The sequence below is a fragment of the Kordiimonas pumila genome (assembly GCF_015240255.1).
GTDB classification, from domain to species: Bacteria; Pseudomonadota; Alphaproteobacteria; order Sphingomonadales; family Kordiimonadaceae; genus Kordiimonas; species Kordiimonas pumila.
In genome coordinates this window covers 2,175,812-2,190,644 of the sequence record NZ_CP061205.1, presented here as the reverse complement: position 1 = coordinate 2,190,644, position 14,833 = coordinate 2,175,812, and the positions used below count along the sequence as shown (strand labels likewise).

17 protein-coding genes are annotated in these 14,833 nt (G+C 48.1%); 1 reads left to right on the top strand and 16 read right to left on the bottom strand.

The window, feature by feature from the left end; all coding sequences use genetic code 11:
- Nucleotide 1: 1 nt before the first annotated feature.
- The 8 genes from glpX to yajC form a co-directional block, all read right to left on the bottom strand.
- Entirely contained in the window at nucleotides 2–958 is a 957-nt protein-coding gene (glpX, locus tag ICL80_RS09500) for a class II fructose-bisphosphatase (RefSeq protein ID WP_194211712.1), read from the bottom strand.
- A gap of 23 nt (nucleotides 959–981) precedes the next feature.
- On the bottom strand, nucleotides 982–2,283 hold the full coding sequence (locus ICL80_RS09495; protein WP_194211710.1) for a homoserine dehydrogenase: 1,302 nt from the start codon (nucleotides 2,281–2,283) through the stop codon (nucleotides 982–984).
- 18 nt (nucleotides 2,284–2,301) lie between these two features.
- Nucleotides 2,302–3,519 carry an LL-diaminopimelate aminotransferase gene (locus tag ICL80_RS09490; RefSeq protein ID WP_194211708.1) on the bottom strand — a complete coding sequence of 406 codons (1,218 nt, stop codon included), beginning with the start codon at nucleotides 3,517–3,519 and terminating at the stop codon, nucleotides 2,302–2,304.
- A 207-nt stretch (nucleotides 3,520–3,726) separates the two neighbouring features.
- Entirely contained in the window at nucleotides 3,727–4,005 is a 279-nt protein-coding gene (locus ICL80_RS09485; protein WP_194211707.1) for a hypothetical protein, read from the bottom strand.
- Nucleotides 4,006–4,078: 73 nt separating this feature from the next.
- The gene (locus ICL80_RS09480; RefSeq protein ID WP_194211706.1) at nucleotides 4,079–4,480 is read right to left on the bottom strand and encodes an Mth938-like domain-containing protein; all 402 of its coding nucleotides are present in this window, start codon (nucleotides 4,478–4,480) and stop codon (nucleotides 4,079–4,081) included.
- A gap of 18 nt (nucleotides 4,481–4,498) precedes the next feature.
- Entirely contained in the window at nucleotides 4,499–5,473 is a 975-nt protein-coding gene (gene secF / locus ICL80_RS09475) for a protein translocase subunit SecF (protein WP_194211705.1), read from the bottom strand.
- A gap of 12 nt (nucleotides 5,474–5,485) precedes the next feature.
- Entirely contained in the window at nucleotides 5,486–7,087 is a 1,602-nt protein-coding gene (gene secD / locus ICL80_RS09470; RefSeq protein ID WP_194211704.1) for a protein translocase subunit SecD, read from the bottom strand.
- Nucleotides 7,088–7,160: 73 nt separating this feature from the next.
- Complete coding sequence (yajC, locus tag ICL80_RS09465; protein ID WP_194211703.1) at nucleotides 7,161–7,502, bottom strand: preprotein translocase subunit YajC; 342 nt, start codon at nucleotides 7,500–7,502, stop codon at nucleotides 7,161–7,163.
- Between the two features lie 169 nt (nucleotides 7,503–7,671).
- Here yajC and ICL80_RS09460 point away from each other — a divergent pair, with 169 nt between their 5' ends.
- Entirely contained in the window at nucleotides 7,672–8,550 is an 879-nt protein-coding gene (locus ICL80_RS09460; protein WP_228073387.1) for an ATP-binding protein, read from the top strand.
- A gap of 37 nt (nucleotides 8,551–8,587) precedes the next feature.
- Here the strand turns inward: ICL80_RS09460 and ICL80_RS09455 are convergent, their stop codons facing one another.
- The 8 genes from ICL80_RS09455 to ICL80_RS09420 all read right to left on the bottom strand — a co-directional run bounded on the left by ICL80_RS09455 (nucleotide 8,588) and on the right by ICL80_RS09420 (nucleotide 14,816).
- The gene (locus ICL80_RS09455; protein WP_228073385.1) at nucleotides 8,588–9,616 is read right to left on the bottom strand and encodes a M23 family metallopeptidase; all 1,029 of its coding nucleotides are present in this window, start codon (nucleotides 9,614–9,616) and stop codon (nucleotides 8,588–8,590) included.
- Between the two features lie 72 nt (nucleotides 9,617–9,688).
- On the bottom strand, nucleotides 9,689–10,471 hold the full coding sequence (gene surE / locus ICL80_RS09450) for a 5'/3'-nucleotidase SurE (RefSeq protein WP_194211701.1): 783 nt from the start codon (nucleotides 10,469–10,471) through the stop codon (nucleotides 9,689–9,691).
- The gene (serS, locus tag ICL80_RS09445) at nucleotides 10,471–11,748 is read right to left on the bottom strand and encodes a serine--tRNA ligase (protein ID WP_194211700.1); all 1,278 of its coding nucleotides are present in this window, start codon (nucleotides 11,746–11,748) and stop codon (nucleotides 10,471–10,473) included. Before serS ends, surE begins: the two co-directional genes overlap by 1 nt.
- 28 nt (nucleotides 11,749–11,776) lie before the next feature.
- Nucleotides 11,777–12,625, bottom strand: a complete 849-nt coding sequence (tatC, locus tag ICL80_RS09440; RefSeq protein ID WP_228073383.1) for a twin-arginine translocase subunit TatC — start codon at nucleotides 12,623–12,625, stop codon at nucleotides 11,777–11,779.
- Nucleotides 12,622–12,963 (bottom strand): Sec-independent protein translocase protein TatB, encoded by a 342-nt coding sequence (gene tatB / locus ICL80_RS09435; RefSeq protein ID WP_194211699.1) that lies wholly within the window; start codon nucleotides 12,961–12,963, stop codon nucleotides 12,622–12,624. Before tatB ends, tatC begins: the two co-directional genes overlap by 4 nt.
- Nucleotides 12,964–13,013: 50 nt before the next feature.
- Nucleotides 13,014–13,244, bottom strand: a complete 231-nt coding sequence (locus ICL80_RS09430) for a twin-arginine translocase TatA/TatE family subunit (protein WP_194211697.1) — start codon at nucleotides 13,242–13,244, stop codon at nucleotides 13,014–13,016.
- Between the two features lie 59 nt (nucleotides 13,245–13,303).
- Nucleotides 13,304–14,011 (bottom strand): SMC-Scp complex subunit ScpB, encoded by a 708-nt coding sequence (gene scpB, locus ICL80_RS09425; protein WP_228073381.1) that lies wholly within the window; start codon nucleotides 14,009–14,011, stop codon nucleotides 13,304–13,306.
- Complete coding sequence (locus ICL80_RS09420; protein WP_194211694.1) at nucleotides 14,004–14,816, bottom strand: segregation and condensation protein A; 813 nt, start codon at nucleotides 14,814–14,816, stop codon at nucleotides 14,004–14,006. The genes scpB and ICL80_RS09420 overlap by 8 nt, the downstream gene beginning before the upstream one ends.
- Nucleotides 14,817–14,833: the final 17 nt, after the last annotated feature.

The following is a 14,833-nucleotide window of genomic DNA, read 5'->3' as shown; positions in this document are numbered from 1 at the left end:
CCTACCGGTGGCCGTGAAGGGCCTTTACCCTGCGGATGGTTTTGGTTTTAGACCGCATGGTAATCGTGTCTGTTGTAATGCCTTCCGCTGTTACATGCACACCGTCCAGCATAGCGCCGTCTGTAACACCGGTTGCCGCGAAAATAACATCACCTGACGCCAAATCCATCAAGTTATATTTTTTATTCAGGTCGGTAATGCCCCATTTATGAGCACGGCCACGTTCATCGTCATTTCTGAACAACAAGCGTCCTTGCATTTGGCCGCCGATACAGCGTAGTGCCGCAGCCGCAAGCACACCCTCAGGCGCGCCGCCAGAACCAATATAAAGGTCAATACCGGTTGATTTATCTGTTGTTGCAATAACGCCTGCCACATCGCCGTCACCAATAAGTGCAACGCCGCAGCCCAGTTCGCGCAGTTCAGCAATCAGTTTGGCATGGCGCGGCCTATCCAGCACGCAAACCATCATGTCTTCCACTTTTTTGCCTTTTGCTTTCGCCACGTCACGCACATTGTCTGCCGTGCTTTTATCCAGATCAATCACACCGTCAGGCAGGCCGCCGCCTACTGCAATTTTGTCCATATACACGTCAGGTGCATTGAGTAAGCCGCCAGCCTCAGAAATAGCAAGCACGGCAAGCGCATTTGGCATCGCTTTGGCACAGATCGTGGTACCCTCAAGCGGATCAAGTGCAATATCCACTTTTGGGCCTTTGCCTGAACCCACCTTTTCACCAATATACAGCATTGGCGCTTCGTCGCGCTCGCCTTCACCGATCACAACAGTACCGTCTATCGGCAATTCGTTAAAAGCCTTACGCATAGCCTCAACTGCGGCGGCATCGGCGGCTTTTTCGTCACCCCTACCGGTTAATTTACTTGCGGCAATGGCCCCTGCTTCCGTGACCCTTACCACTTCGAGGACCAGAATCCGGTTCAGATCCTGTGATGACATAAGCTTGCTCCCTTAAACTCTAATCAGACTTCTTCAATACGCAACATTGCTGGGGCTTCTAACACACTCTTGAGCGCGTTGAAACGCTCAAGCACTGCTGTAATAGAAGCTTCAACTGTACGGTGTGTTGTTAGAATAATATAAACACCACCATCATCAGCTTTGCCGCGCTGTAAAATACTTTTAATCGACACTTGCTCCTTCGCAAGGGCTGCCGTTATTTCGGCCATAACACCTGGTTTGTCTTCCACACTAAGGCGGACATAGAATGTGCCATAATGCTTGTCCGCAGGTATTGCAGGCAGTGTTTGCAAGTCTGCCACTTTAACACCAAACGCCGGGCAGAGGTTGCCGCGCGCGATATCGATGATGTCGGCAACCACAGCAGAGGCCGTTGGCCCTTCACCAGCGCCAGCGCCTTCGTAAACTGTCTCTCCAACATAGTCGCCGTGGACAACAACAGCATTCACAGCATTCATAACCCCCGCCAGCGGCGCAGTAAGGGGTACCATAGCAGGATAAACACGGGTTTCAACACCGGCACTATCTTTGCGGGCCACGCCTAAAAGCTTGATGCGGTAGCCAAGTTCCTTGGCATAATCAATATCAACCGGCGCTATCGTCCGAATACCTTCAACTGGCAGGTTTGCCATGTCAGGGGCCACACCAAAGGCAATTGCTGCAAGAATAGCTGTTTTATGCGCCGTATCGATCCCATCAATATCAAAGGTTGGGTCTGCTTCAGCATAGCCAAGGCGCTGCGCATCGGCCAGCACTTCAGCAAAAGACAGGCCTTCACGCTCCATACGGGTTAAAATGTAATTGCAGGTACCGTTTAAAATACCGTGCAAACCGGTAACCTCATTAGCAGCAAGGCCTTCAACCAATGCCTTAATGATAGGAATGCCGCCAGCAACTGCTGCTTCAAACCTTAGTGTAGCGCCATTTTTTTCTGCAAGAGTTGCAAGCTCCTTACCGTGTACGGCGATAAGCGCTTTATTAGCCGTTACAAAAGACTTGCCTTTTGAAAGCGTTTCCCGTGCGAGCGTAAGTGCCGGACCATCACTGCCACCGATCAATTCCACAACAAGATCAACATCATCAAGCGATGCTGTTTCAACCGGGTTATCACACCAATGATACTGCGTAAGGTCAACACCCCTATCCCGGCTTCTGTCGCGCGCTGAAACTGCTGTTATCTCAATTGCACGGCCAGCCCGCCTTGTGAGAAGGCCTGCATGACCTTGCAGAATTTTTACAACGCCTGCGCCAACAGTACCCAGACCAGCAATACCAACCTTCAGGGGTTTAGATGCGTCACTCATAAATGTATCCAATCACTCTTATTTATTGGCCTTGCGCCACTCAGCAAGGTGCATATCTTTATCTTGCATGAACCGTTTTATATTTCTAACTGCCTGACGGATCCTCTGTTCATTTTCCACCAGCCCAATCCGTACATAACCTTCACCGTACTCACCAAAACCAACACCCGGAGATACCGCAACCTTGGCATGCTGCATCAACAGTTTTGCAAAGGCCATCGAACCCATTTCCATAAATGCCTCAGGTAAGGGTGCCCATGCAAACATAGTGGCTTTGGGTGATGGTACTTTCCAGCCAGCGGCCTCTAAACCTGAAATCAGGGTATCACGCCGTGCACGGTATATACTGCGGGTTTCTTCAATGCAATCTTGTGGGCCATTCAGCGCCGCTGTTGCTGCAACCTGAATAGGCGTAAAAGCACCATAATCCAGATAGCTTTTCACCCGCGCAAGTGCACTGATAAGCTGCTTGTTACCCGCACCAAACCCCACACGCCAGCCAGCCATTGAATATGTTTTGGACAAGCTGGTAAATTCCACAGCAATTTCTTTTGCGCCTGGCACCTGCAAAATCGAAGGCGGCGGGTTACCATCAAAATAGATCTCGCAGTAAGCAAGGTCAGATAAAATCCAGATGCCTTTTTCTTTACAGAAAGCAACCACTTCCTCGTAAAATGCCAGATCAACTACTTCGGCTGTCGGATTGCCGGGATAACACAAAATAACGGCGCTTGGCATTGGCACACTGTGCTGCACAGCGTGCCGAAGCTCTGCCATAAAATTATGGCCCGGCCCCATTGGCAAATGCCGTACAGAAGCACCTGCAATCATAAACCCATAAGGATGAATTGGAAAGCTAGGATTAGGCGAAAGGATAACATCGCCCGGCGCCGTAATAGCCTGCGCAAGGTTTGCCAGCCCCTCTTTGGAACCAAGGGTAACAATATTTTCAGTCTCAGGGTCAATATCTACCCCAAAGCGGCGCTTATAATAAGCAGCATGCGCCCGGCGCAGCCCCGGAATTCCGCGAGAAACCGAATAACCATGCGCTGTTTTATTATCGACAGTTTCTTTCAGCTTATCAACAATATGCTGCGGGGTTGGCAGGTCTGGGTTGCCCATACCGAAGTCAATGATATCTTCGCCGCGCGCTCGTGCTGCTGCCTTCATTGCATTAATTTCAGCAAACAGATAAGGCGGCAAGCGTCGTACGCGGTAAAATTCATTATTGGTCATGATAAACTCATTCAAATACACATGTTTGAAACTATAGAGGCAACCATTTAACAGTGAGGCCTCTGTCTAAGCGAAAACCCCGAAAAGCGCAACGACCTGTATGCTTTCTTGCATAATTAAGTGAATATTATTGCAGGAAAAGCTTTTTTGGCTTTCTCGTGGATATTTTAGACGTTCTGGATAAACCGGCTTTTGCCGTATGTGATTTTACTGCGCGCCCTTAGGCGCTGCGGCAGGTGCTGCATATCCGGTAGGTGTTCCGAGCGAACGCCCTCCTGCAGGATGGGTGTTTTTTGCTTTACACGCCACGCTATCTTTAGTGGCATGCCCATCGCCGTTTGCAGCAGACGTACTGAACTCGTGATACATAGCACCAAGGCTATCAAATATTACAAAATCCTCCATAGAAGCAGCCGCATGGGAAACAGATGAGCCAACAAGACCCAACCCAAGTACACCAACCATGAATAACTTTTGGAATATCATTTCGTAACCCGTCCCCTATAGAAGGCGAATAATGCCGTATTTAGGCAAGAACAGCAAGGGCTTCTTGAGCAAGCTAGTCAACGGCTAGCAGCAAAGCCGAAACCCGACGCCCTTCCATAAGAAGCACATTATAGGTGCGTGCTGCCGCGCCCGTGTCCATCAACTCATAGGGCAGGCCCTGCTGCTCAAGATAAAGCCGAATTTCTTTTGGCAGCAACGTCATGCTATCGCCAGTTCCGACCAAAAGCAGCTCTGTTTTTTCATCTGCAGCAAATAGCTTGTCAAAATCAGTTACGGCTAAATCTTTAACCACCGTTTTGGCGACAGGGAAATAGCCTTGGGCAAGAACAAGGACACTACCTTCTACTCTGCGTTCCTGTAAACGAAAACCACCGCCGCCATAGGCCTCTATCAGCAGCAGGTTCTCATCTTCCTGCTGCTCCATATAAACACCGCTTGCCTGGATTTTGTCCAAAACGCCGTTCCTTTTTATTTACATCTGGTCAAAGGGTGTAGGCCGCGACTTATCAACCGTTGGATCATCTTTATCATCTTCGCGCAGTAATGTTTCTGCCCGCATGTTAAATGTCGTTAACAAGGGCGACGCAATGAAGATCGAGCTATATGTACCGACAACCACACCCCAAATCATTGCCGCAGTGAAACCACGGATTACTTCACCGCCCAAAAAGAATAAGGCCAGAAGAGCAATAAGCGTTGTGAAAGATGTCATGATCGTACGGTTCAATGTCTGATTAAGGGACATATCAATAATATCAGCCATATCTTTTTTGCGGAACTTGCGAATATTTTCACGGATACGGTCATAAACAACAACTGTGTCATTAAGGCTATACCCAACGATAGTCAGCAAAGCTGCAATGATAGTGAGGTTAAACTCAAGCCTGGTGATTGAGAAAAAACCTACCGTCAAGAGAACATCATGCACCAAGGCAATAACGGCCCCGACCCCAAACTGCCACTCAAATCTAAGCCAGATATATATTAGAACCATAAATACAGCGACAGATACGGCTATTGTGCCATCACGCGCCAACTCTTCTGAGACAACTGGCCCGATGATATTGGATTGCCGGAAATGTAGATCGGGAATTGCTTTTATCAGCTCGGCCCTAACATGGGTCATAACATCGCTCTGCGCGGCATCATCACCCTGTTGGCGCTCAATACGGATCAATACCTCGCGGTCAGAGCCAAAGCGCTTAACAGATACATCACCAAGGCCAAGACCACCAAGGGCCTCGCGCACATCAGCAAGAGGTACAGGCTTGTCTTCCATACCAACCTCAAGGGTAATACCCCCCTTAAAGTCAATACCAAGGTTCAGCCCTTCAATTGCGAATAAGGCAATTGATGCCAAAATAAGCAATGCCGATGCACCAATAAAAAACCTGCTTTTCGAGAGGAATTTAATATTTGTCTGTTCTGGAATCAGATGTAAAAGCATCTTCTATTCCTCCTATATCGGCAGGGAAGCAGGCCGTGCCCGCTTCAACCAGATTGAAAGAATAAGCCGCGTGAGCAATATGGCTGTAAACATGGATGTGAGAATACCTATCGCCAATGTTACCGCAAAGCCCTGAACTGGCCCAGAACCAAGAAGATACAAAACAGCCGCAGCAATAAAGGTGGTTATGTTCGCATCAATAATGGTTGAAAATGCCTGACCATAGCCCTGCTCCATTGCTTGAAAAGGCTTTTTGCCAGCTTGCTGCTCTTCCCTGATACGCTCAAAAATAAGCACGTTTGCATCAACCGCCATACCAATCGTCAGCACAATACCTGCAATGCCCGGCAGCGTCAGGGTTGCCTGCAACAGGCTAAGAAGCCCCATAATAAGTATCAGGTTGGTCACAAGGGCGATATTGGCAGCAATACCAAACAAGCCGTAACACAGCACCATAAACACAACCACACCAAGGAAACCAACAACAGCAGCAAGCTCGCCTGCTTCAATAGAATCAGCACCCAAATCAGGCCCAACGGTTTTCTCAGATAGAACGGTGAGCTTAACAGGAAGCGCCCCGGCTTTAAGGAGCGTTGCCAGTTCCTGTGCATCATGCGCCGTGCCCATATTGGTAATCTGTCCAGAACCGTTCAAAATCGGTGATTGGATGGTAGGTGCGCTAATGATTTGGTTATCCAGCACAATAGCAAACGGTCGCTTTAAGTTGTTCCGTGTATGGGTCGCAAAACGCCGTGCCCCTGCTGTATTGAACTCAAAGGAAACCGCAGGTTTGCCGAACTGGTCAAAGGTTGCTTGCGCATTTGTCAGGTCATCGCCGGAAACAATCACCCTCTCCTTAATCACCATCATGCCGCCATCTTTCAAAGGCAGCGCTTTTTCACGGCTGCGAAGGCGGCCATTTGCAATATCTTCCTGCGAAAGGCCTGTTACTACGTCATGGAAACTAAGTTTGGCTGTTTTACCAATTAATACCTTGATCTGCTCTGGATCATCAGCACCGGGTACTTCTAGAATAATCCGGTCGCCGCCTTGGGCTTGCAGGGTAATTTCCTTTGTGCCATCAGGGTCAACACGCTTGCGGATAACCTCCATAGCGCGGGAAATAGCATCCCGTTTTTGCAGAGCAATACCTTCATCTGTTAATGTAAGGCGAAAGGTCTTGCCTTCATTTTCAAGCGTCATTTCCTCAACGCCGCCCATAAGGGGGTTTACCCCAAAAGACTGCGTTGTTGTTATGGGGCGCAATTTCTCGCGCGCCAAATCAATCATACTGTCTTCAGAGACCTCAAAAACAACCGAATGCTCTTGGATTTGAATGTTCCTGAAAGTCAGGCCATCTTCGCTTCTGCGAATATCACGAATCTGATCAGCAATATTACTCAGGCGACTTTCAACCACGTCGTCTGTTTCCGCGCCCCACAAAAGGTTTACACCGCCCCTAAGATCAAGCCCCAGATTGAGTGTTTCCTTAGGTAAAAAACCCGGTAGTGACATACGTTCTTCATCTGACAGGAAGTTTGGTAGTGCCATCAAAATACCGGCAATAACAACCCCTAGAACCATCACTACTTTCCAGCGTGGAAAGGTTAACATGGAAAGCCCCTTATACTATATAGTTACTCTGTAATTCACAGACATTGAAACAGTACCAAAACTCAGAAAAGCTTTATTTCTTTTCTTCTGTTGCAACAGGCTGGTTTTTACTGCGTACTTCAGAAAGGGTGCTTTTAACCACTTTCACACGTACACCCTCAGACAATTCCACTTCAATTTCGGTATCATCTTTTACCTTGGTAACCTTACCAATCAAGCCACCCGCTGTTACCACCGTATCGCCCCGGGCAACATTATTCACCATAGCGCGGTGATCTTTCATCTTTTTATTTTGCGGCCTTAAAATAAGAAACCAGAAAACAATAACGATCAGAACGAGTGGTAGGAATGTATCGATTAAGCTTGGTGACGGCGCACTACCGGCCGCCTGTGCAAATGCAGGTGATGAAAACATGTGAATAAACTCTCCTGAAGTACTGGTGAACTTGGTCACCAGATAGCTAAAAAACATCTGGCCGGGACTATAGCTTTATCCGCCTCAAATGCAACACTGGCCTCGCATGATATAAATTCCCATGCTATGAGCTAAACCCCTACATGGTACTATGCAGACGAGGTTGCAAGTGACAAAAGACACTATTGATACGAATGAAGCCCTGATTGCTGCGCTTAAGGGCCTAACTGAGGCTATTAAAGGCACTTCAAACCAAAGTGTAAATAATAACTTTAACAAATCATATCAATCTTATGTTTTTAATGCACAAAATGGCATATTAAAGCCCATTGAAAAAGTATCCTCACCGCCTCTTGATATGCTTTTAGGCATTGACCGCGCGAAGGCAACACTTCTAGAAAATTCTCGCCGCTTTGCAGCAGGGTATTCTGCCAACAATGCCTTGCTATGGGGTGCTCGCGGTATGGGGAAAAGTACAATCGTTAAATCTATCCATAACCAGATTATAACAGAAAACGGCGAGAGTGCCCCTGCACTTGTTGAAATTCACAGGGAAGACATTAGCCACCTGCCTAGCCTTTTGGATCAGTTACGGGACACTGACAAACAGTTTGTTATTTACTGTGACGACCTATCCTTTGATCAGCCTGATACAGACTTCAAAGCCCTAAAATCTGTGCTTGAAGGTGGCTTGGAAGGCAGGCCAGAGAATGTTATTTTTTATGCAACATCCAATCGACGTCACTTGTTACCGCGCAAAATGGCGGATCAGGAAAGTGCAACAGGCATTCACCCAAACGAATCGATGGATGAAACCATAGCCCTCTCTGATCGATTTGGCCTGTGGCTGGGCTTTCATGTTTGCGACCAGCAAGATTATTTGGCTATCATTAGCGGATACATGGAAAAGTTTGACCTGCACCCAGACTTTGACTGGCACCATCAGGCGCTGGAGTGGTCTAAAACACGGGGCAACAGATCGGGCCGAACAGCATGGCAGTATGTTAACAACCTTGCAGGCCAGTTAGAGCGTAAAATAAAATTCTAAGCCCGGTTAAACCTAAAGCCAACTTTCCTTGCTTATTTTATTTACCGCGGCCACCACTTAAATAATCAAGCGGATCAAGTGCACGGCTACCTTTACGAATTTCAAAATGTAGCTGTGGCTGGCTTACACCACCAGTTGAACCAACTCGCGCAACCACTTGACCTTTATCAATTCTTTGCCCTTTACGGACCAATAGTCTTTCCGTATGAGCATAAGCCGTTATCCAGCCATCCGCGTGCTTAAGCAGCAATAGATTACCATACCCTTGCAAGGCATTTGATGCATAAACCACGACGCCTGCCTCAGAAGCCTTAACGGGTGACCCTGCGCTTGCCAGAATATTAATACCATCATTATGCATGCCGCCCGCCTTGGGGCCATACCGTGATGCAAGCTTGCCTTCAACAGGCCATATAAAGCCAGAGGCACTTCGCGGTGGCGGCGCCGGAATGGAGACACTCCTGCCTCGAGAAGGCGGTGTCGCTTCAACCCTTACACGCGAAGCAACTTTCTTGCTTGCGCCACCGGGTAATTTTAGTTTTTGTCCTACAGCTAAACGGTATGGCGGCTTTATGTTGTTTGCCTCCATAAGGGCAGAAGCCGTTACTCCGTACTGCCGTGATATGCTGTAACCGGTTTCACCCTTTTGCACACTATGCACTTTTGTGCCTGGCACACTGAGCACCTGCCCTATTTTTAGCTGGAAAGGCTCTGACAGGTTATTCTCGCTTATTAACGAGCGGACCGGTACACCGTATGCCCGCGATATGGCATAAAGAGTATCGCCTTTTTTAACAACAACGCGGCCACCGCCAGATGTGGGCGAGCTAACAGGGGTAAGAGTATTCGCCGATATGGTCTGTGTCCGTACCGGTACAGGGTTTGCCGCAGTACTTGTTGCATTAACACCGCGCCTTGGGTTCCAGCGTACATCTGGTACGGGAAGCGGCGAATTTCTAATACGGTAAACCGGCTGGATATCAGCAGGAGATTTAGGCCCAGATACACAGCCAGTGAGCAAAACTGCCCCAATCACCAGCATGCTGTATATTCTTGGCAAGGTCAAACTGCTATCCTCCACACGAGCTGATCAGAGAATAGCCATATCGCTGCAATAGGGCAACTGCTTCAAGCCCATTTAACGAAAGCTTTTTTCTAGAACAGGTACCAAAGCTTTACGCGTTTTATGGTGGGTCAGGTCAAGGTGTAACGGCGTTACTGATATCCATTTGTCCCGCACGGCCTTAATATCCTGCTCGTGCCCCGGTGCACCAACTGCACGGCCAAGGCCAAACCAGTAATACCGAAACCCGCGTGGATCAACACGCTCTTCAATATTGTTACCAACCATTTCACGGCGGCCCTGCTCGGTTACCTTAATACCCTGTATTTCATCAACAGGAAAAGCCGGGAAGTTAACATTCATCAAAACATCACGGGGCCAGTCAATATCAAGCAGGCCTTTAATCACATCAGGAGCATACCGCTCTGCTGTAGCCCAGTGGATTTTGTCCTCTGGCCTGATACACTGACTAAAAGCAATTGATGGTATGCCTGCAAGGGTGCCTTCCATAGCAACAGAAACGGTACCGGAATATGTAACGTCCTCTGCCAAGTTACCACCCCGGTTAATGCCAGAGAGAATCAATGTTGGTAGATTATCTTTCATCAGATGGTTCACTGCCATCATCACGCAGTCAGTTGGTGTTCCAGAAACAGCCCAGCGCTTCTCGTCAAGCTTCCTCAGTCGCAAGGGCTTTGTAAGAGTGAGCGAGTGCCCAGCACCTGACTGCTCCTCAGACGGTGCAACAACCCACACATCATCACTAAATTGGCGCGCAATGCGTTCCAGCACACCAATACCAGATGCATTGATACCATCATCATTGGAGACCAGAATACGTTTCAGAGAAACAGGCATCAGGCGCCAATCATTTCAATACCACCCATGTAGGGGCGCAGTGCCTGAGGCACACGAATAGTGCCGTCGGCTTGCTGGTTATTTTCCATTACCGCAATAAGTGTGCGCCCAACAGCAAGGCCTGAACCGTTTAATGTGTGAACAAAGCGTGTTTGCTTCTCGCTCTTTGGCCTGCAGCGCATTTTCATACGCCGTGCCTGAAAGTCACCCATTACAGAACAGCTTGAAATTTCGCGAAATCTATCCTGCCCCGGCAACCATACTTCAATATCGTAGGTACGGCGTGCACCAAAGCCAATATCACCGCTGCAAAGCTTTACAACGCGGTAGGGCAGATGTAAGCGCTTTAACACTTCCTCTGCGCAGCCTGTCATGCGCTCCAGTTCGTCATCAGACTGATCTGCCGTGGTCACAGAAACCAGTTCCACCTTCTCAAACTGATGTTGGCGGATCATGCCGCGTGTATCACGCCCTGCTGACCCAGCTTCTGCTCTGAAACACTGGCTATGCGCAGTAAGTCTGATCGGCAAATCAGCTTCATCCAGAATTTCATCTGAATGCAGGTTGGTTAACGTTACCTCAGATGTGGGGATAAGCCAGTGACCCGTTGTCGTCTGGAAGGCATCATCGCCAAATTTTGGTAGCTGGCCAGTACCCAGAAGCGCTTCGCCCCGCACCATAGCTGGAGTGAGAACCTCCTCATAGCCATGCTCGCTAGTATGCAGATCGAGCATAAACTGGCCAAGCGCACGTTCAAGCCGGGCTAGTGCACCTTTCAGCACCACAAAGCGTGAGCCAGACATTTTGGCAGCACGTTCAAAGTCCATTAGGCCCAGGTCTTCGCCGAGGGTAAAATGCTCTTTTGGTTCAAAAGCATATTTCGCAGGCGCACCCCACCGGCGGACCTCAACATTATCGTCTTCACTGTCCCCTTCAGGCACATCATCATAAATCATGTTCGGCAGGCTCATAAGCGTCATATTAAGCTTTTCACCAATAGCCCGTTCTTGATCTTCAAGTTCTGCCAGCTTTGCTTTAAGGCCGCTCACTTCATCCATTAATGCTGTCGCACCAGCTTCATCACCCTGCGCTTTTGCGCGACCAATAAGCTTTGAAGCCTCATTACGGCGCGCTTGAACTGCCTGAGCTTCAGTCGATAAAGCACGGTGATCTGAATCAAGAGACAGAATTTTTCCAGACATGGCAGCTTCGCCGCGGCGAGCCAGTGCCTTGTCAAAATCTTCCGGATTTTCACGTATAAACTTCAGGTCAAACATGCAGAGTTCCTATGTATTCAAGAAATAACTAGTCAGCAGCACTATCAGATTTAGCTTCTTCCGCAGCTCGTTTTCGCTCGGTAGAAGCTATCAAAATAATGGACAGCTCATACAGGAGCAGCATAGGTATGCCAAGTGCGATTTGGCTTATGGGATCTGGCGGTGTCAAAAATGCGGCAACTAGAAAGGTTGCAACAACCATATACCGCCTTCTTTCACGCAGGCCTTGTGCAGAAACAATCCCCGCCTTGCCCATTAATGTCAGCGCAACAGGCAACAAAAAAGCCAGCCCAAAACCAAATATCATTTGCATCACAAGCGAGAGATACTCACTTACCTTGGCTTCGGCAGCAATTTCAATGGCACCAGCACCACCCGGTTGCTCAAACCCCAACAAGAATTTCCATGCCCACGGAATAACCAGAAAATAAGCAAGGGCCGCGCCGCAGGCAAACAGCACAGGTGTCGCAACCAAAAACGGCAAAAATGCACGCTTTTCATTGCGATATAGGCCCGGTGCCACAAATTTCCATATTTGCAAGGCGATTAAAGGGAACGTTACAATGAAAGCCCCATATAAAGCGACTTTCAGATTTACAAAGAAACCCTCAGTTAGGGCCGTAAAAATCATACGGCGGTTACCGTCATCTCCTTGGGCATCCATATAAGGTTTTGCAAGAATATTGAAAATCTGATCAGAAAAAAACAGCGCAACACCAAAGGCAACCATCATGCCGATAATAACTTTGATAAGCCGCGACCGCAGTTCATTCAAATGATCAAGCAACGGTGCCCTGCTGGCATCCACTTCATCATCCAGGTCATCGTCTACTATATCAGGCTTGTTATTATCGCCACCAATCATACGCGTACTCATACCACTGTCTCGTCTGACTTGGGTTCAGATGGCTTATCTGCCTTTGCAGGCTGTTGCTTTTCCTGCTTACGGTTCGCCATAATGTGGTCTGTTACCTCTTCAGGGCTCATACCCGGCTTCAGACCTTCCTTTTTACGAAGGTCACTAAAGGGGTCAAGCTCCCTTTCTGCCTCGTTTGCAAGGTCATCAAGACTGCGGCGAAACTCATGCGTTAGCTCCCTCGCCTTCTTGACGATGCCGCCAATCGAGCGCAGCAATTTGGGTAGCTCTTTTGGCCCGACAACAACAAGAGCCAAGGCCGCAACAATAAAAATTTCCATTGCGCCAATATCAAACATATAGCTACAAGCTCCGCGTTAGGTGAAAGGGACGAAAAAAACCAAAAGTTTTAGCTTTTTGTTTCTTCTTTGGTTTTCACTATTTCACCATCAATTGTACGCCGGTCCGCTACAGTTTTTGTTTCTTCCTGCTCGGGTTCATCAAGGCCTTCTTTCAAACCTTTTTTGAAACTGGTAATACCCTTGGCAACATCACCCATAAGCCCGGAAATTTTCCCGCGCCCAAAAAGCAACAGCACAAGAAGCGCTACGAGTGCAATTTGCATCCATCCTGGAAACATGTGTCTAAACTCCTGTTACGGGCATCAAGCCCTTCATATCCTTGCTACTTATTATAGGTTCACACTGCTGGTTCATCTGCAGTATCTACCAAATCTTTTTTATTGGCACCTTCTATAGCATCCCTTTCAGAACGTGCAATTGCTTCCTCAATATCTATTTGTCCGTCATCCTGCTCTTCATGATCGGCGGGCTGTGGCATGCCGCCCAATTTATCAAGCGCAATATCCACGCTATCTAGTAACCCTGCAGCCTTTAATTCGTGCAGCCCGGGCAAGTCTTTGATTGTTTCAATACCAAAATGTACCAAAAATTCCTGTGTTGTTCCATATGTGGCGGGTCGACCGGGGGTTTTACGCCGCCCCATAATACGTACCCATTCCGCCTCCATAAGAACGTCAAGTGTTCCCTTAGATATGGTAACGCCGCGAATATCTTCAATCTCTGCTCGTGTAACGGGTTGGTGATACGCAATAATTGCCAAGGTTTCAACTGCAGCACGTGACAACTTTCTGGGCTCATCAATTTCACGCCGTAGCAAAAAGGATAGGTCTTCCGCAGTGCGAAACATATATTTACCTGCAACAAGCACAAGGTTAACGCCGCGCAGCGCATATATTTCCTGCAATGTTGCAAGGTGCGCCACAACATCTACTCCTTCTGGCAAGCGCTCTGTCATTTCTTCAACAGAAAGCGGGCTTTCGCTTGCAAACAGAATAGCTTCCACCATTCGGCAGTCTTGGTGCTGTTTTTGAGATTGCTCAGTCATTCTTAGCCTTATCCGAGGTGGTATCATCATCATTTTTGTAACGTAGATAAATAGGTCCAAATGTCTCCATCTGTCTTAAATCAGCCTGTCCTTGGCGTGCAAGTTCAAGGCTTGCCGCAAACATGCTGGCAAGCGCCGACCTGCGCAGACGCTTATCTTTGAGGTTCGTAGGCAGAAAAGTAGATAACTGTGCCCATGTAAAAGCATCGCCAATAAGGCCGGAAAGACGTTCTATAGCATCTTCAAGAGCATAGATCGGACGGCGTTCAATGCGCAGTTCTGTTACAGAGTGTCGCTGCCTATTGTCGCCGTAAGCCTTTAAAAGCTCATAGAAAGTAACATCATAACAGCCCAGTTTTAAAAGTTTCAGCCCCTCTGGCCTACCACGCCTGAATACATCACGCCCTAGCCTGTCACGAGCCATTAACCGCGCACCAGCTTCGCGCATAGCTTCTAGTCGCTGTAGCCGTAACTGTAGTCGAAAAGCAAGTTCTTCCGCTGAAGGTTCTTCATCGTCATCTTCTTTTGGAAGTAACAATCGCGATTTAAGATACGCCAGCCATGCCGCCATCACCAGATAATCTGCAGCCAGCTCTAACTTTAGCTTACGGGCAGCAGTTACAAATTCCAGAAACTGCTCTACCAGTTCGAGAATAGATATTTGTGAAAGGTCTACTTTTTGTGCGCGCGCCAAAGTAAGCAAAACATCAAGAGGGCCCTCAAAACCATCCATGTGCAAGACAAGCTGGTCTGGGTCCATTCTCTGCCGGTCTTTAACCGGTATATCTTCTTCAAACTCTGTCATATTGTGGCGTCTTATAG

Coding starts and splice junctions, on each gene's coding strand:
- surE (WP_194211701.1), bottom strand. CDS start 10,471: ATGCCTGTTTCTCTGAAACGTATTCTGGTCTCCAATGATGATGGTATC.
- glpX (WP_194211712.1), bottom strand. CDS start 958: ATGTCATCACAGGATCTGAACCGGATTCTGGTCCTCGAAGTGGTAAGG.
- tatB (WP_194211699.1), bottom strand. CDS start 12,963: ATGTTTGATATTGGCGCAATGGAAATTTTTATTGTTGCGGCCTTGGCT.
- secF (WP_194211705.1), bottom strand. CDS start 5,473: ATGCTTTTACATCTGATTCCAGAACAGACAAATATTAAATTCCTCTCG.
- tatC (WP_228073383.1), bottom strand. CDS start 12,625: ATGAGTACGCGTATGATTGGTGGCGATAATAACAAGCCTGATATAGTA.
- ICL80_RS09485 (WP_194211707.1), bottom strand. CDS start 4,005: ATGATATTCCAAAAGTTATTCATGGTTGGTGTACTTGGGTTGGGTCTT.
- yajC (WP_194211703.1), bottom strand. CDS start 7,502: ATGTTTTCATCACCTGCATTTGCACAGGCGGCCGGTAGTGCGCCGTCA.
- scpB (WP_228073381.1), bottom strand. CDS start 14,011: ATGACTGAGCAATCTCAAAAACAGCACCAAGACTGCCGAATGGTGGAA.
- secD (WP_194211704.1), bottom strand. CDS start 7,087: ATGTTAACCTTTCCACGCTGGAAAGTAGTGATGGTTCTAGGGGTTGTT.
- ICL80_RS09420 (WP_194211694.1), bottom strand. CDS start 14,816: ATGACAGAGTTTGAAGAAGATATACCGGTTAAAGACCGGCAGAGAATG.
- serS (WP_194211700.1), bottom strand. CDS start 11,748: ATGTTTGACCTGAAGTTTATACGTGAAAATCCGGAAGATTTTGACAAG.
- ICL80_RS09490 (WP_194211708.1), bottom strand. CDS start 3,519: ATGACCAATAATGAATTTTACCGCGTACGACGCTTGCCGCCTTATCTG.
- ICL80_RS09495 (WP_194211710.1), bottom strand. CDS start 2,283: ATGAGTGACGCATCTAAACCCCTGAAGGTTGGTATTGCTGGTCTGGGT.
- ICL80_RS09430 (WP_194211697.1), bottom strand. CDS start 13,244: ATGTTTCCAGGATGGATGCAAATTGCACTCGTAGCGCTTCTTGTGCTG.